This is a genomic window from Caulobacter sp. GW821-FHT11E10 (assembly GCF_058808375.1).
On record NZ_JBXARP010000002.1, the window covers coordinates 150,909 to 170,434 of the forward strand.

Annotated in this window: 24 protein-coding genes; 13 read left to right on the forward strand and 11 right to left on the reverse strand. The window is 68.4% G+C overall.

The window, feature by feature from the left end; translation table 11 throughout:
- From flgA to AC1RRV_RS03800, 3 genes are all read left to right on the forward strand, one after another.
- The gene (flgA, locus tag AC1RRV_RS03790; RefSeq protein ID WP_492858247.1) at positions 1-777 is read left to right on the forward strand and encodes a flagellar basal body P-ring formation chaperone FlgA; all 777 of its coding nucleotides are present in this window, start codon (positions 1-3) and stop codon (positions 775-777) included.
- A 15-nt stretch (positions 778-792) separates the two neighbouring features.
- Complete coding sequence (gene flgH, locus AC1RRV_RS03795) at positions 793-1,527, forward strand: flagellar basal body L-ring protein FlgH (RefSeq protein ID WP_492858248.1); 735 nt, start codon at positions 793-795, stop codon at positions 1,525-1,527.
- A gap of 117 nt (positions 1,528-1,644) precedes the next feature.
- Positions 1,645-2,115: a hypothetical protein gene (locus AC1RRV_RS03800; RefSeq protein WP_492858249.1), complete on the forward strand. Its 471-nt coding sequence runs from the start codon at positions 1,645-1,647 to the stop codon at positions 2,113-2,115.
- 26 nt (positions 2,116-2,141) lie between these two features.
- Here AC1RRV_RS03800 and dxs read toward each other — a convergent pair whose 3' ends face one another.
- From dxs to AC1RRV_RS03825, 5 genes are all read right to left on the reverse strand, one after another.
- The gene (dxs, locus tag AC1RRV_RS03805; RefSeq protein ID WP_492858250.1) at positions 2,142-4,064 is read right to left on the reverse strand and encodes a 1-deoxy-D-xylulose-5-phosphate synthase; all 1,923 of its coding nucleotides are present in this window, start codon (positions 4,062-4,064) and stop codon (positions 2,142-2,144) included.
- Between the two features lie 17 nt (positions 4,065-4,081).
- The gene (locus tag AC1RRV_RS03810; RefSeq protein WP_492858251.1) at positions 4,082-4,981 is read right to left on the reverse strand and encodes a polyprenyl synthetase family protein; all 900 of its coding nucleotides are present in this window, start codon (positions 4,979-4,981) and stop codon (positions 4,082-4,084) included.
- A 52-nt stretch (positions 4,982-5,033) separates the two neighbouring features.
- Positions 5,034-5,288, reverse strand: a complete 255-nt coding sequence (locus AC1RRV_RS03815) for an exodeoxyribonuclease VII small subunit (RefSeq protein ID WP_492858252.1) — start codon at positions 5,286-5,288, stop codon at positions 5,034-5,036.
- Positions 5,289-5,387: 99 nt separating this feature from the next.
- A complete protein-coding gene (locus AC1RRV_RS03820) occupies positions 5,388-6,047 on the reverse strand; it encodes a histidine phosphatase family protein (RefSeq protein WP_492858253.1) in 660 nt (219 codons plus the stop codon).
- Positions 6,044-6,964 carry a histone deacetylase family protein gene (locus AC1RRV_RS03825; protein ID WP_492858254.1) on the reverse strand — a complete coding sequence of 307 codons (921 nt, stop codon included), beginning with the start codon at positions 6,962-6,964 and terminating at the stop codon, positions 6,044-6,046. Before AC1RRV_RS03825 ends, AC1RRV_RS03820 begins: the two co-directional genes overlap by 4 nt.
- Positions 6,965-6,980: 16 nt before the next feature.
- Between AC1RRV_RS03825 and AC1RRV_RS03830 the strand changes: the two genes are divergently transcribed.
- Positions 6,981-7,502, forward strand: a complete 522-nt coding sequence (locus AC1RRV_RS03830) for a GNAT family N-acetyltransferase (protein ID WP_492858255.1) — start codon at positions 6,981-6,983, stop codon at positions 7,500-7,502.
- Positions 7,503-7,688: 186 nt separating this feature from the next.
- Positions 7,689-8,867, forward strand: coding sequence for a vWA domain-containing protein (locus AC1RRV_RS03835; protein ID WP_492858256.1), 1,179 nt, complete (start codon positions 7,689-7,691; stop codon positions 8,865-8,867).
- Positions 8,868-8,870: 3 nt separating this feature from the next.
- Here AC1RRV_RS03835 and AC1RRV_RS03840 read toward each other — a convergent pair whose 3' ends face one another.
- Together AC1RRV_RS03840 and AC1RRV_RS03845 are read right to left on the reverse strand one after the other, a co-directional pair.
- Positions 8,871-10,262 carry a calcium-binding protein gene (locus AC1RRV_RS03840; protein WP_492858257.1) on the reverse strand — a complete coding sequence of 464 codons (1,392 nt, stop codon included), beginning with the start codon at positions 10,260-10,262 and terminating at the stop codon, positions 8,871-8,873.
- An 11-nt stretch (positions 10,263-10,273) separates the two neighbouring features.
- A complete protein-coding gene (locus AC1RRV_RS03845; protein ID WP_492858258.1) occupies positions 10,274-10,621 on the reverse strand; it encodes a helix-turn-helix domain-containing protein in 348 nt (115 codons plus the stop codon).
- A 156-nt stretch (positions 10,622-10,777) separates the two neighbouring features.
- Between AC1RRV_RS03845 and AC1RRV_RS03850 the strand changes: the two genes are divergently transcribed.
- From AC1RRV_RS03850 to AC1RRV_RS03865, 4 genes are all read left to right on the forward strand, one after another.
- Positions 10,778-11,737, forward strand: coding sequence for a glycosyltransferase family 2 protein (locus AC1RRV_RS03850; RefSeq protein ID WP_492858259.1), 960 nt, complete (start codon positions 10,778-10,780; stop codon positions 11,735-11,737).
- A 61-nt stretch (positions 11,738-11,798) separates the two neighbouring features.
- Positions 11,799-12,293: a hypothetical protein gene (locus tag AC1RRV_RS03855; protein ID WP_492858260.1), complete on the forward strand. Its 495-nt coding sequence runs from the start codon at positions 11,799-11,801 to the stop codon at positions 12,291-12,293.
- Positions 12,294-12,370: 77 nt separating this feature from the next.
- Positions 12,371-12,859 carry a hypothetical protein gene (locus AC1RRV_RS03860; RefSeq protein ID WP_492858261.1) on the forward strand — a complete coding sequence of 163 codons (489 nt, stop codon included), beginning with the start codon at positions 12,371-12,373 and terminating at the stop codon, positions 12,857-12,859.
- Between the two features lie 60 nt (positions 12,860-12,919).
- Positions 12,920-13,435, forward strand: a complete 516-nt coding sequence (locus tag AC1RRV_RS03865; protein WP_492858262.1) for a hypothetical protein — start codon at positions 12,920-12,922, stop codon at positions 13,433-13,435.
- On the opposite strand, the gene AC1RRV_RS03870 is transcribed toward AC1RRV_RS03865, so the two are convergent.
- A complete protein-coding gene (locus AC1RRV_RS03870) occupies positions 13,432-13,959 on the reverse strand; it encodes a surface-adhesin E family protein (RefSeq protein ID WP_492858263.1) in 528 nt (175 codons plus the stop codon). The genes AC1RRV_RS03865 and AC1RRV_RS03870 overlap by 4 nt on opposite strands.
- A gap of 132 nt (positions 13,960-14,091) precedes the next feature.
- Between AC1RRV_RS03870 and AC1RRV_RS03875 the strand changes: the two genes are divergently transcribed.
- From AC1RRV_RS03875 to AC1RRV_RS03890, 4 genes are all read left to right on the forward strand, one after another.
- Complete coding sequence (locus tag AC1RRV_RS03875) at positions 14,092-14,760, forward strand: TetR/AcrR family transcriptional regulator (protein ID WP_492858264.1); 669 nt, start codon at positions 14,092-14,094, stop codon at positions 14,758-14,760.
- 60 nt (positions 14,761-14,820) lie between these two features.
- Positions 14,821-15,696, forward strand: coding sequence for a transglutaminase family protein (locus AC1RRV_RS03880; protein ID WP_492858265.1), 876 nt, complete (start codon positions 14,821-14,823; stop codon positions 15,694-15,696).
- Between the two features lie 31 nt (positions 15,697-15,727).
- Complete coding sequence (locus AC1RRV_RS03885) at positions 15,728-15,874, forward strand: hypothetical protein (RefSeq protein ID WP_492858266.1); 147 nt, start codon at positions 15,728-15,730, stop codon at positions 15,872-15,874.
- A gap of 328 nt (positions 15,875-16,202) precedes the next feature.
- A complete protein-coding gene (locus AC1RRV_RS03890) occupies positions 16,203-16,982 on the forward strand; it encodes a hypothetical protein (protein WP_492858267.1) in 780 nt (259 codons plus the stop codon).
- Here the strand turns inward: AC1RRV_RS03890 and AC1RRV_RS03895 are convergent.
- The 3 genes from AC1RRV_RS03895 to AC1RRV_RS03905 all read right to left on the reverse strand — a co-directional run bounded on the left by AC1RRV_RS03895 (position 16,969) and on the right by AC1RRV_RS03905 (position 19,490).
- The gene (locus tag AC1RRV_RS03895) at positions 16,969-18,126 is read right to left on the reverse strand and encodes a hypothetical protein (RefSeq protein ID WP_492858268.1); all 1,158 of its coding nucleotides are present in this window, start codon (positions 18,124-18,126) and stop codon (positions 16,969-16,971) included. The genes AC1RRV_RS03890 and AC1RRV_RS03895 overlap by 14 nt on opposite strands.
- Positions 18,127-18,187: 61 nt before the next feature.
- On the reverse strand, positions 18,188-18,379 hold the full coding sequence (locus AC1RRV_RS03900) for a UvrB/UvrC motif-containing protein (protein WP_492858269.1): 192 nt from the start codon (positions 18,377-18,379) through the stop codon (positions 18,188-18,190).
- A 49-nt stretch (positions 18,380-18,428) separates the two neighbouring features.
- Positions 18,429-19,490: a Leu/Phe/Val dehydrogenase gene (locus AC1RRV_RS03905; protein WP_492858270.1), complete on the reverse strand. Its 1,062-nt coding sequence runs from the start codon at positions 19,488-19,490 to the stop codon at positions 18,429-18,431.
- Positions 19,491-19,526: the final 36 nt, after the last annotated feature.

Consider the following 19,526-nt stretch of genomic DNA (forward strand, 5'->3'; position numbering starts at 1 on the left):
ATGAAAGCCCTCCTGATCGCCGCCGCCGCCACGCTCGTCATCAGCGCCCTCGCCGCTCCGGCCTTCGCCGGGACGGCGGTGACCCTGCGCATGGACACCACCGACGCCGACGGCCGCATCACGCTGGGCGACCTGTTCGACGGCGTCACCGGCCCGGCCGCCAACATGGTCGTCGCGGCCCGCATGGGTCAGACCGCCGTGCTCGACGCCGCCCAGGTGCAGATGTCGGCCCGTCGCGCCGGCTACGACTGGATGAACCCCAACGGCGTCCGTCGCGTCATCGTCCGCGAAGGCCTCGACAACGGCGGAACCTCGGCAAATCGCGCCGGCGCGACCGCCGCTCGGGCCAATGTGGAAGTTCTTGCCTACGCCCGCAGCCTGGCGGCCGGCGAAATCGTCCAGCCGCAGGACCTCGTCTACGTGAAGATGGCCGGCGCCCCGCTGGACGCCCCCCGCGATGCGGACGCCGTCATCGGCCTGGCGACCAAGCGCCCCCTGCGTGAAGGCGCCGCAGTCCAGAGCCGCGATGTGGGCGCCGCCCAGGTCATCAAAAGCGGTGACCTGGTCACCATCACCTACCAGGACGGCGGAATTTCCCTTTCGCTTCAAGGGAAAGCCATGGGCGCCGCCGCGACGGGCGATTTGTTCGCCGTCCAGAACACGCTCTCCAAGAAGATCATCCAGGCCGTCGCGACGGGTCCTGGCGCCGCAGCGGTCGGTCCGCAGGCCCAGACCTTGCAAGCTCGTTCGCAACCCGTCCGTTTCGCTGCTCGCTAAGAGGTTCTTACGCCCATGCGCCGCCCCGCCATCATCGCCGCCGCCCTCCTCCTGGCCCCCCTGGCCGCCTGCTCGACCGTCAAGGAAGCCGTGAAGGGCCCGGAACTGGCTCCGGTCGGCTACCCGGCCGCCCTGGCCCCGGTCCAGCAGCAGTACGTCTCGGCGCGCGAACCCGCCCCGCAGGCGGCCTCGGCCAACTCGCTGTGGCGCGTCGGCGCTCGCGCCTTCTTCAATGACCAGCGCGCCAGCCGCGTCGGCGACATCGTCACCGTGATGATCGACATCGACGACAGCGCCAGCACCAAGAACGCCACCAACAGCTCGCGCACCTCGAACGCCGGCGCCGGCGTCGACAACTTCCTCGGCCTGGAATCGAGCCTGGGCAAGATCCTGCCGGGCGGCTTCGATCCGTCGAAGGCCATCGGCACCAACTCGACCTTCAGCAACGCCGGCTCGGGCGGCGTCAGCCGGTCGGAAAAGATCAGCCTGACGATCGCCGCCGTGGTCAGCCAGGTCCTGCCGAACGGCAACATGGTCATCCAGGGCACCCAGGAGGTCCGCACCAACACCGAGCTGCGCCAGCTGACGGTGGCCGGCATCGTGCGTCCGGAAGACATTTCCTCGGCCAACACCATCCGCCACACCCAGATCGCCGAAGCCCGCATCAGCTACGGCGGCCGTGGCGACATCAGCCGCGTCCAGAAGACCCCGGCCGGCCAGTCGCTGGTCGAGAAGTTCTCGCCGTTCTAAGCGGGGTCCTTCCGGACAAGATTATCGGGCGCGGCGGCCACACGGCTTCCGCGCCCGATGCGTTTCAGGAGCCATTCATGTCGCCTCCGCGTTCATCGAACGTGGAGGAACACCGCCATGACGCCCCGCGCCATCACCATCGCCGCCATCGGCTTGCTGGCCGCCACTCTTGCCGGCTGCGCGCATGAAAAGGTCGCGGTCACCGGCTATCGGTGGGCCTACCTCGCCGACGATACGGCCTCCCCGCGCCTGTCCTATGGCCGTCCCAACAGCGATGACGTGGTGCTGATGATCAGCTGCCGCCCCGGACAGGATCGGGTCGACCTGTCGGCCATGGGCCTGACGGGCGGCCAGCTGGTGCTCGCCTCGGGCGGCGCCGAGAGCCGCTTCGACGCGGCGAGCGTCAAGGACGCGATGAGCGGCGGCGACCTCCTGGAAGCACGCGGCAAGGCCAGCGCCCCAGCCCTGGAAGCGTTCCGGAAATCAGGCGATCTGGCGCTGCTGACCAAGGGCGAACGCCACAGCCTGGCGGCCGACTCCGCCGGTCGCGGTCACGTGCGCGCCTTCTTCAAGGCTTGCGGAGCCTAGGCCCGGCTCGTTTCCGGTCTCCGCGCTTACGCCCGGCGGCCAGCTCCGGCGGCGCTGACGTTGTCCATGCCCAAGGCCGAAAGCGCTCCGCGCAGGATGCCTTCCGCGTCCAGGCCCGCCTGAGCGTACATGACGTCCGGCTTGTCCTGATCCTGGAAGATGTCCGGCAGGCACAGGGTGCGGACCTTCAGGCCGCGATCGAAGGCGCCGTGCTGGGCCAGGGCCTGCAGCACAAAGCCGCCGAAGCCGCCCATGGCGCCCTCTTCCACCGTGATCAGCGCCTCGTGCTCGCGCGCCAGGCGCAGCAGCAGGTCGATGTCCAGCGGCTTGGCGAAGCGGGCGTCGCAGACGGTGGCCGACAGGCCGCGCGCGGCCAGCAGGTCGGCCGCCTTCAAGCTTTCCGACAGGCGCGTGCCGAACGAGACGATGGCGACGCTGGTCCCCTCGCGGACGATACGGCCCTTGCCGATCTCCAGCGGGTCGACATTGGCCGGCATTTCCAGGCCCAGGCCCTCGCCGCGCGGATAGCGGAACGCGCTGGGGCGGTCGTCGATGGCGGCGGCGGTGGCCACCATGCGGGCCAGCTCCACCTCGTCGGCGGCGGCCATCAGCACCATGCCGGGCAGAGCGCCCATGAAGCCGATGTCGAAGCTGCCGGCGTGGGTCGGACCATCGGCGCCGACCAGGCCGGCGCGGTCCATGGCGAAGCGCACCGGCAGGCCCTGGATGGCCACGTCGTGGACCACCTGGTCGTAGCCGCGCTGCAGGAAGGTCGAATAGATCGCCGTGAACGGCTTCATGCCGTCGGCGGCCAGGCCGGCGGCGAAGGTCACCGCGTGCTGCTCGGCGATGCCGACGTCGAAGGTGCGGTCCGGGAAGGCCTTCTGGAAGATGTCCAGACCGGTGCCCGAGGGCATGGCGGCGGTGATGGCGACGATCTTGTCGTCCTTTTCCGCCTGCCTCACCAGTTCCTGGGCGAAGACCTTGGTGTAGCTGGGCGGGCCGCTGGCCGGCTTCTGCTGCTGGCCGGTGACCACGTCGAACTTGGCGACCGCGTGCAGCTTGTCCTCGGCCCCCTCGGCCGGGGCGTAGCCCTTGCCCTTCTGGGTGACGCAGTGGACCAGGATCGGCTTGTCGCCGAAGGCCTTGGCGTTCTTGAGCACGCTGACCAGGGCGTCCATGTCGTGGCCGTCGATCGGGCCGATATAGTAGAAGCCCAGCTCCTCGAAGAAGGTGCCGCCGGTGACCATGCCCCGGGCATATTCTTCCGCCTTGCGGGCCGCCTCGCGCATCGGGGTCGGCAGCTTCTCGACGACGGTCTTGCCCAGCTTGCGCACCGAGCGGTAGGCGCCGCCCGAGACGAGATTGGCCAGATAGGCGCTCATGCCGCCCACCGGCGGGGCGATCGACATGTCGTTGTCGTTGAGGATGACGATCAGGCGCTTGGTCGTGTCGGTCGCCGCGTTCATCGCCTCATAGGCCATGCCCGCGCCCAGCGAGCCGTCGCCGATCACGGCGATGACGTGGTTGCTCTCACCCTTGGCGTCGCGCGCGGCGCAGAAGCCCAGGGCGGCCGAGATCGAAGTCGCCGCGTGGGCCGCGCCGAACGGGTCGTATTCGCTTTCCGTCCGCTTGGTGAAGCCCGACAGGCCCCCGCCCTGGCGCAGCGTCTTGATGCGGTCGCGGCGGCCGGTGAGGATCTTGTGCGGATAGGCCTGGTGGCCGACGTCCCAGATGACGATGTCCTTGGGCGTCTCGAACACGTGGTGCAGGGCCACGGTCAGCTCGACCACGCCCAGGCCCGCGCCCAGGTGGCCGCCCGTCACCGACACCGCGTCGATTGTATCGGCCCGCACTTCGGCGGCCAGTTGCTTCAGTTCGGCGAGCGACAGCCCCCGCGTGTCGGCGGGCGAGGTGATCGAGTCGAGCAGGGGCGTTTTGGAAGACATGTGGGAAAAAAGCGCGGTCAGTTGCGGCGGTCCAGCACGAAATCGACGCTCGCGCGAAGATGTCCGGCTCTTTCGCCAAAGATTTCGAGATGGGAACGCGTCTGCTCGACCAAAAGGTTCAGGCGTTCTTTCGCCGCATCCAGGCCCAGCAGGGTGACATAGTTGGCCTTGCCCTTGGCGGCGTCCTTGCCGCCGGCGGCCTTGCCTAGGGTCTTTTCGTCGCCCTCGGCGTCGAGAATGTCGTCGACGATCTGATAGGCCAGGCCCAGGTCCTGGGCGAAAGCCATCAGGGCCGAGCGCTCGACTTCCTTGGCGCGGGCGATGATCAGCGGGATCTCGAAGGCGAAGGCGATCAGGGCGCCGGTCTTCAAACGCTGCATCCGCGCCACCGCGCCCAGGTCGTCGCGGACGCCCAGGATGTCGATCATCTGGCCGCCGGCCATGCCGCGCGCGCCCGAGGCGATGGCCAGCTTGCGCACCAGCTCCGAACGGACATGGCCGTCGTCGTGGGTGTCGGGGTGGGCCATGATCTCGAAGGCCGCCGTCTGCAGGGCGTCGCCCGCGAGGATGGCGGTGGCCTCGTCATACTGCTTGTGCACGGTCGGACGGCCGCAGCGGACGTCGTCGTCGTCCATGGCCGGCAGGTCGTCGTGAACCAGGCTGTAGGCGTGGATGCACTCCAGCGCGCAAGCCGCGCGCAGCACCGGCCGCTCGGGCAGGTCGAACATCTTGCCGGTTTCGAGGGCGAAGAACGGGCGCAGGCGCTTGCCCGGGCCAAGCGCGGCATAGCGCATGGCCTCGGTCAGACGGCTCTCGGGTCCGTCCGCGCGCGGCAGCAGCTCGTCGAGCGCCACGGTGACGATGTCGGCGGCCTGGACGATCCGCCGGGACAGGTCGGGTGGTGCGAGATCGTTCAAGGGCGACTCCCCTCGGTCTCCGGTCGCTCGGTCTTCAAAAAGGAGCCGGGCATCAGTTGAACTCGGCCGCTTCGGCGCCGACCGTACCGCCCTGCCCCAGGACGATCTTCTCGACCTTCAGGCGCGCGGCCTCCAGCTTCTTCTCGCAGTGGGCCTTCAGGGCCGCGCCGCGCTCGTAGATGTCGATCGACCGCTCCAGTGGGGCCTGGCCCGATTCCAGCTCGGCCACGATCCGCTCCAACTGCGCCAGGGCTTCCTCGAAGCTCAGGGCGGAGATGTCGGCGGGATTGCTCGTGGCGTCGGTCATTTCAACTCTCAAATGAACAGCCGTCAGCCTAGTGGTGACTGACGGCGCGGACAACGGCGTAGAGCCAAGGCGCGATCAAGGGAAGAGGCTTCTAAGCGGTCAGGCGCGACGGAAGCGCTTGATGCTCCAATAGGCGTGGCCTTCATCAACCAGTTTTGTCAGACCGCGCGCCTTGAGGGCGTCGGCGATCATCCAATTGAAGAAGCCGTGGGCCAGCACCAGGACGTCCTGTCCCTGATCCGCGAGACCAATCAGGAGGTCGGCGGCCTGGCCGGCGCGGACCTCGGCCTGCTTCCGCGTTTCCTGGCCGCCATGATTGTTGAAGAACCACCACCAGAAGCGGGCGAAGAAACCCAAGCGCTTGGGCGACATCCGAAACCAATGGGGCCATGGCGGCGGCGGCAGCGGCGCTTCGATGAAGGTCGGATCGGTGGCGAACGCGCGCTCGCCGACCACCGCGCGGGCGGTCTCGATCGAGCGGCGGCGGGTCGAAGCGATGATCACATCGGCGTCGCGCGCCAGTTCGACCAGGCTGGCCGGAGGCGTTTGGCCTTCCTTCAGGCCACCCACCTCGTATCGGCTCCACCATTCGCCGTATTCGGGCGCGTTGAGGCGAACCTTGCGCGACAAGGCGGGTTCGCCGTGACGGGCCAGGGTGATGACGCCCGGCTGTACGGGCGGGGACGCTTGGTCGGCGATGGTGACGTCGGCCATGTTGAAGAGAAGTCGGTCGGCAACCTGGCCGTTCCGCCCCCTCATCCCTCCTGAAGAGCGCGCACATGCGCGGCGGCGGAACGCCCCAGCGCCTGGAGGTCGTAACCGCCCTCGAGCGAGGACACAACCCGGCCCTTGGCGCGCGCATTGGCCACCGAGACGATCGCGCGGGTCGCCCAGGCAAAATCGTCCTCGTCCAGGCTCTGGGCCGACAGCGGGTCGCGGACGTGAGCGTCGAAGCCGGCGGAGACGATCAGCAGCTCCGGCGCGAAGGCGTCGACCTTGTCCATCAGCCCCTCGAACTTCGCGCGCCAGGTTTCGCGGGCCGCGTGGGGCGCGACGGTGGCGTTGACGATGTTGCCCAGACCGGTCTCGGACGGATCGCCCGTGCCCGGATAGAGCGGCGACTGGTGGATGGAGGCGAAGAACACGGTCGGGTCGTGCTCGAATACCGCCTGGGTGCCGTTGCCGTGGTGGACGTCGAAATCGACGATGGCCACCCGTTTCAACCCGGCGGCCTGGGCCGCGCGCGCCGCGACCGCGACGTTGGAGAAGACGCAGAAGCCCATGGCCACGCCCGGCTCGGCGTGATGGCCCGGCGGTCGCACCGCGCAAAAGGCCCGGCTGGCCTCCCCCGCCGCGATCGCGCGCACGGCCGCCGTGCTGGCGCCGGCCGCTCGCCGCGCGGCGGCGAGGCTACCGGTCGACAGCACCGTGTCGGGATCCAGCGCCAGCCGGCCCGCCTTGGGCGCGGCCGCGAACACAGCGTCGACGAAGGCTTGAGGATGCACCCGCAGCAGGTCCTCGACGTCGACCAGGGGCGCGTCCAGGGCCTCGAGTTCCAGATTGGGGTCATCGTTCAGGGCGTCGACCACCGCGCGCAGGCGCTCGGGGCTTTCCACGTGCCCGTCGCCGGGCCGGTGGTCGAGCATGTCCAAATGAGTATAAAGCGCGACGGCCATGGGAGACTTTTAGACCGTGAACGCTGCCCCGACCATCCGCCGCGCCAGCATCGATGACGCCGACGTCGTCTCCAGCCTGGGCGCGCGAACCTTCACCGAGACCTTCGCCCATCTCTATCCGCCCGAGGATCTGGAGACCTTCCTGGCCTATGCCTATGGCCTGGAGCGCACGCGCAACGACCTCGCCCATCCGGACAAGGCGACCTGGGTCCTGGAGGACGAGGACGGCGAGGCCATCGGCTACGCCCTGGCTGGCCCCTGCGACCTGCCGCATGACGAGGTGGGCCCGGCGGATGGCGAACTGAAGCGCATCTACGTCCTCAAGACCCACCAAGGCGGCGGCCGAGGCTCGGCGCTGCTGAACACCGCGCTGGACTGGCTGGAGAAGGACGGTCAGCGCCGCCTGTGGATCGGCGTTTTCTCCGAAAACTTCGGGGCCCAGAAGCTGTACGGCCGCATGGGCTTCGAAAAGGTCGGCGAGTACCACTTCGCGGTCGGCGAAACGCGGGATCTGGAGTTCATCCTGCGGCGGGGATGACTTCCGCAAATCCTCCCCCCAGCGGGGGAGGTGTCGGCTCGAAGAGACGACGGAGGGGGAGAGGCAGGCTCTGCGGCACTTCCCCCTCCGGCGCTTCGCGCCACCTCCCCCACTAGGGGGAGGATTGGATTGCACCGGCTCGCGATCGCCTCCATTCTCCCGAACATCTGTTCGAAAGCCGCGCCGATGTTCCTTCGCTTCTTCTCCGAGCTCCGCCAGGCCAAGGTGCCGGTCAGCCTGCGCGAATATCTCCTGCTGATGGAGGCCCTGGACAAGGACGTCATCGACCGCTCGGTCGAGGACTTCTACTTCCTGTCGCGCGCCAGCCTGGTGAAGGACGAGCGGAACCTCGACAAGTTCGACCGCGTGTTCGGCCATGTCTTCAAGGGTCTCGAGACGGTCAATGAAGGCCTCGCCGCCGACATTCCGGAAGAGTGGCTGAAAGCCCTGACCGAGCGCTTCCTGACCGACGAGGAGAAGGCGCAGATCGAGGCTCTGGGCGGTTTCGAGAAGCTGATGGAGACCCTGCAGGAGCGCCTGCGCGAGCAGAAGAAGCGCCACGAGGGCGGCAACAAGATGATCGGCTCGGGCGGCACCAGCCCGTTCGGCAACAACGGCTACAATCCCGAAGGCGTGCGCATCGGCCAGGACAAGAGCCGCCATGGCCGCGCGGTGAAGGTCTGGGACAAGCGCGAGTACAAGAACCTCGACGACAGCGTCGAACTGGGCACTCGCAACATCAAGGTCGCCCTACGGCGCCTGCGCAAGTTCGCCCGCACCGGCGCGGCCGAGGAGCTGGACCTGCCCGGCACGATCAAGGGCACCGCCGAGAAGGGCTATCTCGACATCCAGCTGCGCCCCGAGCGCCGCAACGCCATCAAGGTGCTGATCTTCTTCGACATCGGCGGCTCGATGGACGGCCATATCAAGCTCTGCGAGGAGCTGTTCAGCGCCGCCAAGACCGAGTTCAAGCACCTGGAATTCTACTACTTCCACAACTGCCTCTACGAGACGGTCTGGAAGGACAACAAGCGCCGTCACGCCGAGAAGATCCCGACCTTCGACGTGCTCCACAAGTTCCCGGCCGACTACAAGGTGATCTTCGTCGGCGACGCCACGATGAGCCCCTACGAGATCACCTATCCGGGCGGCAGCGTCGAACACTGGAACGAGGAGCCCGGCGCCATCTGGATGCAGCGGGTCGTCGACATCTACCAGAGCTGCGTCTGGCTGAATCCCACGCCTGAGCGGCACTGGGACTACACCCAGTCGATCGGGGTGATGAAGCAGATCCTGACCAACCGCATGTACCCGCTGACCATCGAGGGCCTGGACAAGGCGATGCGCGAACTGGTGCGGGGCTAAGGCCTAGCGCGGACCCGCCGCCTCGCCCGGATGGCCCGTATCGGGCGCTGGCTGGCCGATCAGCGACACCGGCTCGGCCGGAGGTCCCATGAGGTCGTTGACGAGCATCGTACCGACCTTGAAGGTCGCCGCGCCCGCGCCGCCCAGCAGGATGAAGGCGTCCTCGTGGCCGTCGCCGTCCAGGTCGAAGCCGACCCGCGCGCCGGCCACGACCTTGGTCACGTCCGTCACCAGCGCGGCGGTCGTCTCGCCCAGGGTCGCGCCCTGCACGGCCAGGACGTCGTCGACGTCCGCGGCGTTGACCACCGTCACCTGGCCCTTGCCCGCCACGACCAGTTGGTCGCCCTTGGCGGCCGAATAGTCGAGCACGACGCCCAGCAAGGCCTCGGCCTTGTCCGTGGGCGGCGCGGCGGAGATCAGGAAGGTGTCGGCCCCGGCGCCGCCCGTGGCGACCACGCGGGCGTCCATGACGATGTGGTCCGCGCCGGCGCCGCCGTCGATCCGGTCGATCTGGCCGGAGGCCGCGCCGCCGCCGTCGATATAGTCGGCGCCCTCGCCACCCCGGATCGTATCGCCGTAGGCGCTGCCGAAGATGGTGTCGTCGCCGGCCGTGCCGGCCATCGCGTACTTGGCGCCGGCGAAGCCCTGCCCGCTCAGTTCGTTGTTCGCCGGCGGCTCTTCGGAGGCTTCCGGCGCGCGGGCGTCACGATGGTCCGGCGCCGGGACGTCACCCGTGTGGGTCAACTTGAATCCGCCAAGGCCCGGAAGCCCTTCGGGGCCGGTCTCGACGGCGATGGCCTTGCCGCCTTCCGGCTTGATCACGGCTTCCGGCGCGGCGCCGTGCACGGCGGGTGGCGGGTTATGAGTCAGGCTTCGATCGGCCGCGAGATTCAGGGCCGCGATCAGCTTGGCCGTCACGCCCTCGATGGCCGGGTCGTCCGCGCGCGGCAGGGTGTCGAAGTTCAGGCGGCCGCCCTCGCCCATCTCGACGCCACGCATCTCCAGGAAGAGGCCGACCGCGATGACCAGCGACAGGAAGGACTGGGCCTCGCGGCTGGACGGATTGAAGGCCACCACGACCCCGCCCTGCTCGCCGGCGCCTGCCGAGAGCACGTGGCGCAGGGCGCCCCACAGGCTGCCGACCTGATGGAAGATATCCACCGCGGCGTCATGGACCACGAACTGGCCGTCGATGCGGGCGATGTGGACGATCACGTCCTGGTTGGCGTCGGTGACCACGTACCAGGGATCGCCCGAATCGGTTTGCCCGAACACGCCATCGACCACGCCGTAGCTGGAGGCCAGCTGCTGGGTGAGCAGCACCAGCAGGCCCCGCTCGTTAGCGGACCAGTCTGCGCCTTGCGGCCGGGGACTGAATGCTAGGACCTCGCCCATCGTCGTTCTCGTCAGGCCTGCGCCGCCTGATCGACGTCGGTCGGTTCGACCTCGTCGACGGCGCCGTCGAACAGCAACCTATATAGTTCGGGTTCGTAGTAGCGCAGCAGCGTGCGCGCGAATTGACCGGGATCCAGGCCCAGGCTCTCGGCCCACACGGCCTGAGCTTCGATCGGCACGCGACCGAGGCCGTTCTCGACCTGCGAGACGAAGGTGTAATAGCGCAGGCCCGTCTTCTCGGCCAATTCAGCCTGAGTCAGGCCCACGGCCTCGCGCGCGGTCTTCAACCACCGCCCCGCCTCGCGACGGAGGGACTTGGTCAGGGCCGCCTTGGCGGGATTCATCGCCGTTCGTGACATCACTAAGCCGCTTCCGCGCCCATACGCGGGCGCTCCCCTAGTTGTTACACATTGCGTAAAAACGCAACAATCTGTTGTCGGCCATTCGAATGACCTTGCGGATCGACAATTCCGCACATACAGTTTTAACGCAACTATTTTGAACGCAGTACCGACATGTACGTTTCGATCGACCCCGCCCATTCAAGGGCCGCCGCTCTAGCGATCACCCCGCGCCTGTCGCTGGTGATGGTCGTCTACATGACCGGTCCGGCCCTGATGGAGAGCGTGCGCCACGTGCTGGCGGAACCGCGGATCGAGGAGTTCATCATCGTCGACAACGGCTCGTCCCTGGCCGACGCCGCCTGGCTACGCGAGCTGGCCCGCCGCGAGCCGCGCGTGCGCCTGCTGCAAGGCCTGGGCAATATCGGCTTCGCCCGCGCCGCCAACCTGGGCGCGGCCACGGCCAAGGGCGAGGAGCTGGTTTTCCTCAATCCCGACGCCTTCCTGACGCCCGGCGCGATCGCGGCCCTGTCCGACGCCGCCCGCGACCGCCCCTCACCCTGTGTGATCGGGGCCCGGGTGCTCAATACCGACGGCACAGAACAGCGGGGCGCGCGACGCGGCGAGATCACGCCCGTCACGACCCTGCTCACCCTCTCGAAGCTTAGCGCCACCCTGCCCCCGCTGCGCCGCTTCGAGATCCACCGGGAGGGCGATCCCCCCCCGTCCTACCCGGTGGACACCCCTACGATCTCGGGCGCCTGCTTCTATATGAAGGCCGCCGATTTCCACGTCCTGGGCGGGTTCGACGAGGGCTACTTCCTGCACGTCGAGGACATCGACCTGTGCTGGCGGGCCCGCCGCCAGGGCGGATCCGTGCTGTTCCAGCCGAACGCACGCATCATCCATGTCGGCTCGACCAGCCACGAGAACCCGCTGATCGTCGAGTGGCACAAGGGTCGCGGCCTGGTGCGCTACTTCCTGAAGCGCGCCGACAGCAAGCCGAGCAAGGCCCTGACCCTGCTGCTGGCTCCGCTGATCCTGGGCGCGGCGATCGCCCGGCCGCTGCTGCGCCAGCTACGGCGCGGGCGGATGGGCCGGCCCGTCGAGCGCCTCGCCGCGATCGCCAGCTGACGGCTTTTCGACGAACCGCGTTACCGCTATCATCGGCCGCGAACCAGTCGGAAACGCGTCCATGCCACGTCCTAGTCTCGTCATCCTTGGCCTGACCGTCGCCCTCGTCGGCCAGCCCGCCTTGGCCGCGACCAAGGACAGTTGGGGCAAGGGCGGCATCTCGTACCTGCAGTACCGCACCGACGCGGTCGAGTGCGCCTACGAGGCCCAGACCAAGGCGCCGGTGGCCATCCCGGTGGTCGACCTGGCCTACATGACCGACGCGGCCCAGCCCGACGGCCAGCCCATCGCCGACCTGACCCAGCCGAACATGGATGTCGCCGCCGTGGTCGACTACGCCGCCAAGGCCCAGATGCACATGAGCAAGACCTGGCGCGAAGTGGCGCGCCAGCTGGAGCCGGCCCTGGAGTCGTGCCTGCGCGGCCGAGGCTATCGCCCCTTCCGCCTGAAACCCGACGAGGTCAACGAGCTCAAGCGCCTGCCCAGCGGCTCGCGGGCCCGGCAGGTCTATCTGTGGAACCTGTCGCTGAACGGCGCTTCGGAAACCCGCCGCTAGAGCGCTTGACGAAGATCGTCGGCGGGCGCCCAATTCCCCGGTAGGCCCAACTCCTCCATAGGAAGGTCGACCCCGCCATGCGCCCACGCCACGTTTCCATCGGCTTGGCCATTGCCCTGCTGGCCGCCCCCTTGCCCGCCTTCGCCGAACGACAGCGCCCCAACGAAAGCTGGGGCAAGCCGGGCATTTCGTTCCTCCAGTACCGCACCGACGCGGTCGAGTGCGCCCACGCCGTCGGCCAGGAAGCGCCGGTGGACTATCCGCTGGTCGACCTGGTCTTTCCGGGGAACATGCCCGGCCAGGTCGTCGGCGGGGAAGACGTCTCCCTACGCTACACGATCGAGGCCGCCGACCCTGGCCCAGGCCGCATGAGCCGGCCGTGGCGCGAGGTTTCCAGGCAGCTGCAACCGGCCCTGACCACCTGCCTGCAGGACCGGGGCTATCGCCGCTTCCGGCTCTCCAAGGACGAGGTCCGCGAGCTCAAGGCGCTGACGCCCGGCTCGAAGGCCCGTCAGGTCTATCTTTGGAACCTCGCGGTGGGCCGGGGCGCGGGAACGCGACCCTAGCCGCGCTTGACGAAAGCCGACTTCCGGCGCCCAATCGGATCAGCCGGAGGTTGATCCGCCATGCGTCCACGCCTCGTTCTCGCCAGCCTGGCCTGCGCCCTCGCCGCCACGCCCGCCTTGGCTCAGTCCCCGCGCCAGCGCCCTGACGAAAGCTGGGGCAAGCCCGGGATCTCGTACCTGCAGTACCGCACGGACGCGGTGGAGTGCGCCTACAAGGTCGGGCAGGAAGCTCCAGTGGAATACGCGCTGGTCGACGCGATCTATCCGATAGACCTGCCCCAGCCGGGCCCCGGCTACAGCGACCGGGCCTTCATGGATGCGGTCATGACCGCCTTCGATACGCAGAAGATGCACATGACCCGCGAATGGCGGACGGTCAGCGGCCAGATTCAGCCTGCCCTCGCCAAGTGCCTTTCAGAGCGTGGCTATCAGCGCTTCCGCCTGACCAAGGACCAGACGGAACAGCTCAAGGCCCTGCCGGCCGGCAGCAAGGCGCGTCACACCTATCTGTGGAACCTGGCGGTCGACCCGACGGTTCAGCGGCGTCAAGCCGTTCTCGCGAAGGCCAGCCGCTAGCCGGCCAGGGTCTCGGGCCGCATGCAGGCGGCCTCGACCACCGTCTCGTCGAAGGCGCCGGGCTCGGGCTTCATCCAGCCGTTCTCGTCGAACTTGAAGGCGATAGCCTCGCCGGTCAGGTTGTTCTCGGGATAGCGATAGACCGCCAGGCTGCGGAACGCCTTGGCCTTGCAGTCGACGTCCTGCGCTAGGCGCTCGGAACGGAAGGTCACCCCCGCTTCGCTCTGCGGCAGGCGGAATTCGTGGCGAACCCAGACCCGCTGGTACGGCTCGCTGGTCGGCGTCTTGCCGGTCTTGGCGAACATCATGACGGTCTTGTCTTCGCCCACGCCCAGGAACGGCCAGCCGATGCCCTCGATCTTGCGCGACCACGGCGGCATGGGCGCCAACTTCTTGCCCGTCGCGGTCACGGTGACGGAATCGACCTTGGCCGCGTCGTCCTTGGCGGCGGGCGCCACGGTCGCCGGCGCGGGGGCGGCCGCCTGCCCGCTCAGCAGCAAAAAGGCCGTCAGCATGCCGATCATGAGGTCGCTCTCCGCGCGTTTGACTGGATAAAGCTAAACGCGAACACGGTTACGCGCTACAGGGACGATCTTGACGCTTGCGCCAAATTCGAACGCCCGTAAGACTTCCCTACGGGTAAAGGGGAATACGTAGTGAGTCCGACCACCGACGCCGCCGCCTCGCCTGAGGTAGACGCCGGCGAAACCGAAGCCGCCACCAAGAACCTGGTCTTCGTCGCCGCCGAGCGCCTGTTCGCCCTCCACGGTTTCCAGAACGTCTCGGTGCGCGACATCACCGCCGCGGCGGGCGTCAACCTGGCGTCGGTGAACTATCACTTCGGCTCCAAGGACGCGTTGCTGTTCGAGATCTTCAAGCGGCGCACGGCCGAGCTCAATCGTGAGCGCGCTCGGATGCTGCACGAAGCCAACGACCGCAACGACGGGGTTCCGCCGCTGCGCGAGATCCTGGCCGCTCTGCTGACCCCGCCCCTGCGCTGGCTGGCGCCAGACCACGAGCGTCGCATCTCGCTGCAATTCCTGATCCGCGCCCGCAGCGAGGGCACCGACGAGATCCGCACCGTGCTGAAGACCGATGTCTCGCACCTGCGCCGCTTCTCCGACGCCTTGCTGCGCGCCCGTCCCGAACTGTCGCCGGAAGAGGTCTACTGGCGACTGCACTTCACCCTGGGCATGCTGCACAACAACCGCTTCGCCGAGTTCGACCGCCTGAACGTGCTGTCGGAAGGCCAGACCAGCGAGTCCGACGTCGTGGCCCTGCTGAACCGCATGCTGGCCTTCGCCGAAGCGGGCTTCGGCGCCTAGCCAAGCCCTCCAGCCAAGCCAAGCGGAACTGTATCCAGGGCGGCGCGTTGTCGCTCGGGCATGGGACGGCTGCGCATCCTTCACGAGACGCGGTACTACTATGAACGGCCGGTGCGGTTTGGACCGCAGCGGCTGATGCTGCGTCCACGCGACAGTCACGCCCTGCGGATCGTCCAGGCCTCGCTGCGCCTCTTCCCGCCGGGCGGCACGCGCTGGAGCTATGACGCCAACGGCAACTGCATCTGCTTCTTCGACCCGGACGGTCAGTCCGACGCCATGCGCGTGGCCAGCGAGCTGGTCATCGACCGCTATCCGGCGCCTCTGGTTCCCCAGCGGATCGAGAACCCTGACACCCTGACGCCGATCGTCTACTCCCGCGAGGATCGGATGACGCTGGAGCCGTTCATCGCGCCGGTGACCGACGACCCGGACGCGGTGCTGCTGCGCTGGCTGCGCGGGCTGCACGGCCACCGCGACGAGCCGGCCCTGGCCTTCCTGCTACGCGTCAACGAGCTGATCCACAGCCAGTTCAGCTATTGCACGCGCTATGAGGAAGGCGTCCAGACCCCGGTCGAGACCTTGAAGAAGCGCAGCGGCGCCTGCCGTGACCTGGCCTGGCTGATGGTCGAGGGTCTGCGCCGCCTGGGCTACGCGGCCCTTTTCGCCACCGGCTACATCCACTCGCCCGGAACCGACATCCGGGGCGCGGGCGCGACCCATGCCTGGTGCGAGGTCTTCCTGCCGGACCTGGGGTGGCTGGAATTCGACCCGACGAACGGCCTGGCGGAGTCGCCGGACCTGATCCGCGTGGCCGCCACCAGAACCCCGACTCAAGCGTTACCTGTGTCGGGCGCGATCATCGGCAATCCCGGTTCGTCGCGTCTTCACGTCTCCGTGGACGTGCGTTTGGTCGACGAAATCGACCGTTCGATATGATAGTTTCAGTAGCGTACGGGAGGAAAAGCCCATGACCAGTGGCTTTCAGAATCAAGACCCGATGACCAACTTCAGCTTTCCCAAGTCGGAGCCCAAGGCCCAGCACGGCCAGAAGCCCGACCAGGATTGCGTCAAGCTCAAGGAAAAGCGCGTCGTCGAGCCCAAACCGGGCCACTGAGCGCGTTGGGCGAAAGTGTGAGCGGTTTCGCCCGCCGAACGCGCTCTAAATGTTTGAACCTAGGGCGCGTTGGGCGACGTCCCCGTCACGGAACCAACCTCTTGCGAGACGACTGTACAGCCGAGGACCACGGCTTTAACTTGTCGTTAGGGGAATGGGGAGCGGTACGAGCATGCGACGCGTCGCGCTCGGATGTCTGTTGGCGACGGCTGGGCTCGCGGTTGTAGGAACCGCGACAGCCCTGTCGACGCACGCCCCCGAACCCTTCAATCAAACCCTGACGTTGGCGGGCGGGCCCGACGCCATGCGCGCGCCCGATCCTGCCTCAATGCAGGGGCCGAGCGCGGCGGTCTCCGCCCCCGCCTATGTCGACGATCCCGACGCGCCGATCGCCACCGCGCGCTACGGCGGCGAACGCTCCCGCGCCGCCGCCACGGCCGAGTCTTACGCCACGCCGGCCGCGACCACCGTGGCGATGGCCGAGGCGCCCGCCCCGCCCCTCGTCGCCAGTCCGGCGCCCGATCCGACCGAGATCCGTCAGGTCGCGACCGCCGTTACGCCCCCTGAACCGCAACCCGTCCGGGCCGAGCCCGCCCGCCCCGCCGCGCGCCTGCTGGCCGAAGCGCCGCCCGCGCGCCGGCCCATCCTGGGGCTGACCCAGGCCAATCTCGTCCGATCCTACGACAAGGTGGTGCGGATGGAGGTGAGCGACCAGCCGCTGCCCTTCACGCCGATGGGCCTGCAGTCGACCTCGGTGAAGCGACTGACACTCAACGCCTCGAACCTGATGTCCAAGGCCCGCACCTCGACCGAGGACCTGCGTCGCGGGCGCTGGCTGCTGTACATCGCCGGCTCGGGCAAGGCCTACGGCCTCAACCTGATCCGCGACACCTTCGGCGGCTGGCGCAACGCCGGCGTCAGCGAGGAGCGGCTGGCGCGGTTCGGCAGCAAGCAGGTCGGCCTCGGCTGGCGCAAGGACAACCGCCAGGTCTCCCTGACGGCCACGCGGCGCAAGCTCAATACGATCGACTATTCCGACAAGGACACGGTCGTCGGCGTCACCGTCTCGGTGCGGGCGCGCTCGGTCTCTCGCCCTAAGTCGTCTTGAGCGGCCAGAGCCGGTCGACCGGGCGCCGCGTCACCTCCGCGGCCTTGGCGTGCAGGCTGGCCGGAGCGAGCTTGCCGCTCCGGGCCGCCGCGATCGTCCAGGCCTCGAGATTTCCGCCCGTCCGGTCGTAGCCGTCGGCTTTCAGAAGGCCGTAGAGGCCCGCCGCCAGCACGTGCATGCCGTCATCGGCCTTTTCCCACCGCACATGCGGCTCGGCGGCGAAGCCCAGGCGTTCGCTGACGATCTGCTCCAGGGCCTCGACCATGTCCTCGTTGAGCAGGCCTTCCAGGCTGTTGTAGCCGAAGGCCGGATTATGCTCGGCGACGATGCGCTTCAGCAGGGCGTCCTTCTCCAGCACGGCGAGAGCGGCCTTGGCGGCCGGCCCGTCCATCGGGAACGGCGGATGCAGCACCTCGTGGGCGGCGTTGCGCAGCACGATCTCGTCGGGCCACGCGATGCCGGTGATGAAGCGCTGGCCCTGGACGCGGATCCCGTGCGGCTTGTTGAACCATAGCAGAACGATTTCCAGCGAGGCGTCCAACGGGCGGCCCAGCAAGCGCTCCTGCTCGGCGATCACGTCATGGCCCAGCAGCTTCTGGCGCAGGGCCGGCAGGCGCGTGTCGGCGGTCGGCGCCAGCATCCGCCGGCGAAGGTCGGCGAACCCCGCTTGCCGCAGCCCCTCCAGGACCAGGCGAAGGCGCGGCCGGCGCGCGAGGAACTGGTCCCAGTTCTCCTGGTCCCAGTATGGACTGGTCTTGTAGCCGGGCAGGACCGCCGTCTCGGCCGCGTCCAAGGCGCCGATCACCGCGTCGAGACTGTCGGTCGGACCGCCGGACATCAGGGTGCAGAGGCCCGGCCCGAGCAGCTGGTTCTGCTTGTCCGCCTCGGCCTGCAGGCTGGCCATCGCCTCCATCGCCGCCTTGGGCATGCGCGGCAGGATGTCGGCCAGTTCGGCCTGGTAGTAGCGGGCGTAGAAGTCCTTGCCCGACAGCGGCCCCAGGAAGCAGAGGGCGTCAAAGCCCTCCGACAGGCTCACGGTCCATTGGGTGCGGATCGGCGCGGCGGAAGCTGGCGTGGCGGAGACGGCGGTCAAACCACTCAGGGCAAGGGCGGCGGCGGACACGAAGAGCTGGCGTCGGTTCATGCCGCCAGCTTCCGGCGCTCGCGATCATCCGTCTTGAAAGGATGTGACCGGCGGCGCGCGATCAGCGGCCCGAACCGCCCCCGTCCGCGACTTGGCGCTGGAAGTAGGCGGCCCGCGGGGCGTCGTCGATGCCCCGGACCCTGGCGCTGTGCTGGATGGAGTCGATCTCGGCCCGCAGCTTGCCGGCGGTGTCGAAATCCTGGGCGGCGACGGCTGCTTCCAGCTGCTCCTCCAGATCGTCGAGATGGGACATGCGCGCCTCCAGGGGATGACCTCCCCTGAAGAACGCGCGAAGTCGGGGTTTAGCGCCGGGCGGCCGCGATGCGGGCGCGGGCGATCTCGTCGGCGACCAGGTTGGCCGGACGCTTCTCGGCGATCGACTGGTCGATGACCTCGGCCAGGGTCTGGGCCAGACGGTCCAGCTTGGCCGCCACCCAGTCGCCGTCGAAGGCGCCGCCGGCTTCCAGGGCGCGGATCTCGGCGGCCACGTTGATGATGCCGCCGCCGTTGATGACGTAGTCCGGGGCGTAGAGGATGCCGCGATCGAACACGGTCTGACCGATCATGGCGTCGGCCAGCTGGTTGTTGGCCCCGCCGGCGATCACCTTGACCTTCAGGCGCGGCAGGGTGGCATTCGAGATCGCGCCGCCCAGGGCGCAGGGGGCGAAGACGTCGGCCTCGACGTCGAAGATCGCATCGGTCGCGACGATCTTGGCGCCAGTCTTGGCGGCGACCTCGGCCAGGGCGACCTGGTTGACGTCGGCGATGGTCAGGACCGCGCCGGCGGCGTGCAGCTTCTCGGCCAGATAGGCGCCGACATGGCCGACGCCCTGGATGGCGACATGGACGCCCTTCAGGTCACGGCCCAAAGCCCGTTCGACGCACAGGCGCACGCCCCGGAACACGCCCTCGGCGGTGACCGGCGACGGATCGCCCGAGGCGGCGGCGTGGCCTTCCAGGCCGGCGACGAAGCGGGTGGTCTTGCGGGTGCTTTCCAGGTCCGACGGCGAGACGCCGACGTCCTCGGCCGTCCAGTACTTGCCGCCCAGGCTGTCGACGGCGCGGCCGAAGGCCTCGAACAGTTCCGGCGTCTTCTGGCTGCGGCTGTCGCCGATGATCACGGCCTTGCCGCCGCCGAAGTCGAGGTCGGCCATGGCGTTCTTGTACGACATGCCCCGCGACAGGCGCAGCGCGTCGGTCACCGCCGCGTCGGCGCTGGAGTAGTCCCACATACGGCAACCGCCGGCGGCCGGGCCGCGCGCGGTCGAGTGGATCGCGATGATCGACTTCAGACCAGTTTTTTCGTCGAAGAAAGCGTGGACGCCTTCGTGTCCCTCGAAATCGGGGGAATCGAACAAGGTCATGCTGTCGGTCTCGCCTCAGCTAGAATGAACGTGGCG

Bases quoted from the DNA above. Each gene is read 5' to 3' on its own strand.
- flgA (WP_492858247.1), top strand. From the start codon at position 1: ATGAAAGCCCTCCTGATCGCCGCCGCCGCCACGCTCGTCATCAGCGCC.
- flgH (WP_492858248.1), top strand. From the start codon at position 793: ATGCGCCGCCCCGCCATCATCGCCGCCGCCCTCCTCCTGGCCCCCCTG.
- AC1RRV_RS03800 (WP_492858249.1), top strand. From the start codon at position 1,645: ATGACGCCCCGCGCCATCACCATCGCCGCCATCGGCTTGCTGGCCGCC.
- dxs (WP_492858250.1), bottom strand. From the start codon at position 4,064: ATGTCTTCCAAAACGCCCCTGCTCGACTCGATCACCTCGCCCGCCGAC.
- AC1RRV_RS03815 (WP_492858252.1), bottom strand. From the start codon at position 5,288: ATGACCGACGCCACGAGCAATCCCGCCGACATCTCCGCCCTGAGCTTC.
- AC1RRV_RS03820 (WP_492858253.1), bottom strand. From the start codon at position 6,047: ATGAGGGGGCGGAACGGCCAGGTTGCCGACCGACTTCTCTTCAACATG.
- AC1RRV_RS03825 (WP_492858254.1), bottom strand. From the start codon at position 6,964: ATGGCCGTCGCGCTTTATACTCATTTGGACATGCTCGACCACCGGCCC.
- AC1RRV_RS03835 (WP_492858256.1), top strand. From the start codon at position 7,689: ATGTTCCTTCGCTTCTTCTCCGAGCTCCGCCAGGCCAAGGTGCCGGTC.
- AC1RRV_RS03840 (WP_492858257.1), bottom strand. From the start codon at position 10,262: ATGGGCGAGGTCCTAGCATTCAGTCCCCGGCCGCAAGGCGCAGACTGG.
- AC1RRV_RS03845 (WP_492858258.1), bottom strand. From the start codon at position 10,621: ATGTCACGAACGGCGATGAATCCCGCCAAGGCGGCCCTGACCAAGTCC.
- AC1RRV_RS03850 (WP_492858259.1), top strand. From the start codon at position 10,778: ATGTACGTTTCGATCGACCCCGCCCATTCAAGGGCCGCCGCTCTAGCG.
- AC1RRV_RS03855 (WP_492858260.1), top strand. From the start codon at position 11,799: ATGCCACGTCCTAGTCTCGTCATCCTTGGCCTGACCGTCGCCCTCGTC.
- AC1RRV_RS03860 (WP_492858261.1), top strand. From the start codon at position 12,371: ATGCGCCCACGCCACGTTTCCATCGGCTTGGCCATTGCCCTGCTGGCC.
- AC1RRV_RS03865 (WP_492858262.1), top strand. From the start codon at position 12,920: ATGCGTCCACGCCTCGTTCTCGCCAGCCTGGCCTGCGCCCTCGCCGCC.
- AC1RRV_RS03870 (WP_492858263.1), bottom strand. From the start codon at position 13,959: ATGATCGGCATGCTGACGGCCTTTTTGCTGCTGAGCGGGCAGGCGGCC.
- AC1RRV_RS03880 (WP_492858265.1), top strand. From the start codon at position 14,821: ATGGGACGGCTGCGCATCCTTCACGAGACGCGGTACTACTATGAACGG.
- AC1RRV_RS03885 (WP_492858266.1), top strand. From the start codon at position 15,728: ATGACCAGTGGCTTTCAGAATCAAGACCCGATGACCAACTTCAGCTTT.
- AC1RRV_RS03890 (WP_492858267.1), top strand. From the start codon at position 16,203: ATGCAGGGGCCGAGCGCGGCGGTCTCCGCCCCCGCCTATGTCGACGAT.
- AC1RRV_RS03895 (WP_492858268.1), bottom strand. From the start codon at position 18,126: ATGAACCGACGCCAGCTCTTCGTGTCCGCCGCCGCCCTTGCCCTGAGT.
- AC1RRV_RS03900 (WP_492858269.1), bottom strand. From the start codon at position 18,379: ATGTCCCATCTCGACGATCTGGAGGAGCAGCTGGAAGCAGCCGTCGCC.
- AC1RRV_RS03905 (WP_492858270.1), bottom strand. From the start codon at position 19,490: ATGACCTTGTTCGATTCCCCCGATTTCGAGGGACACGAAGGCGTCCAC.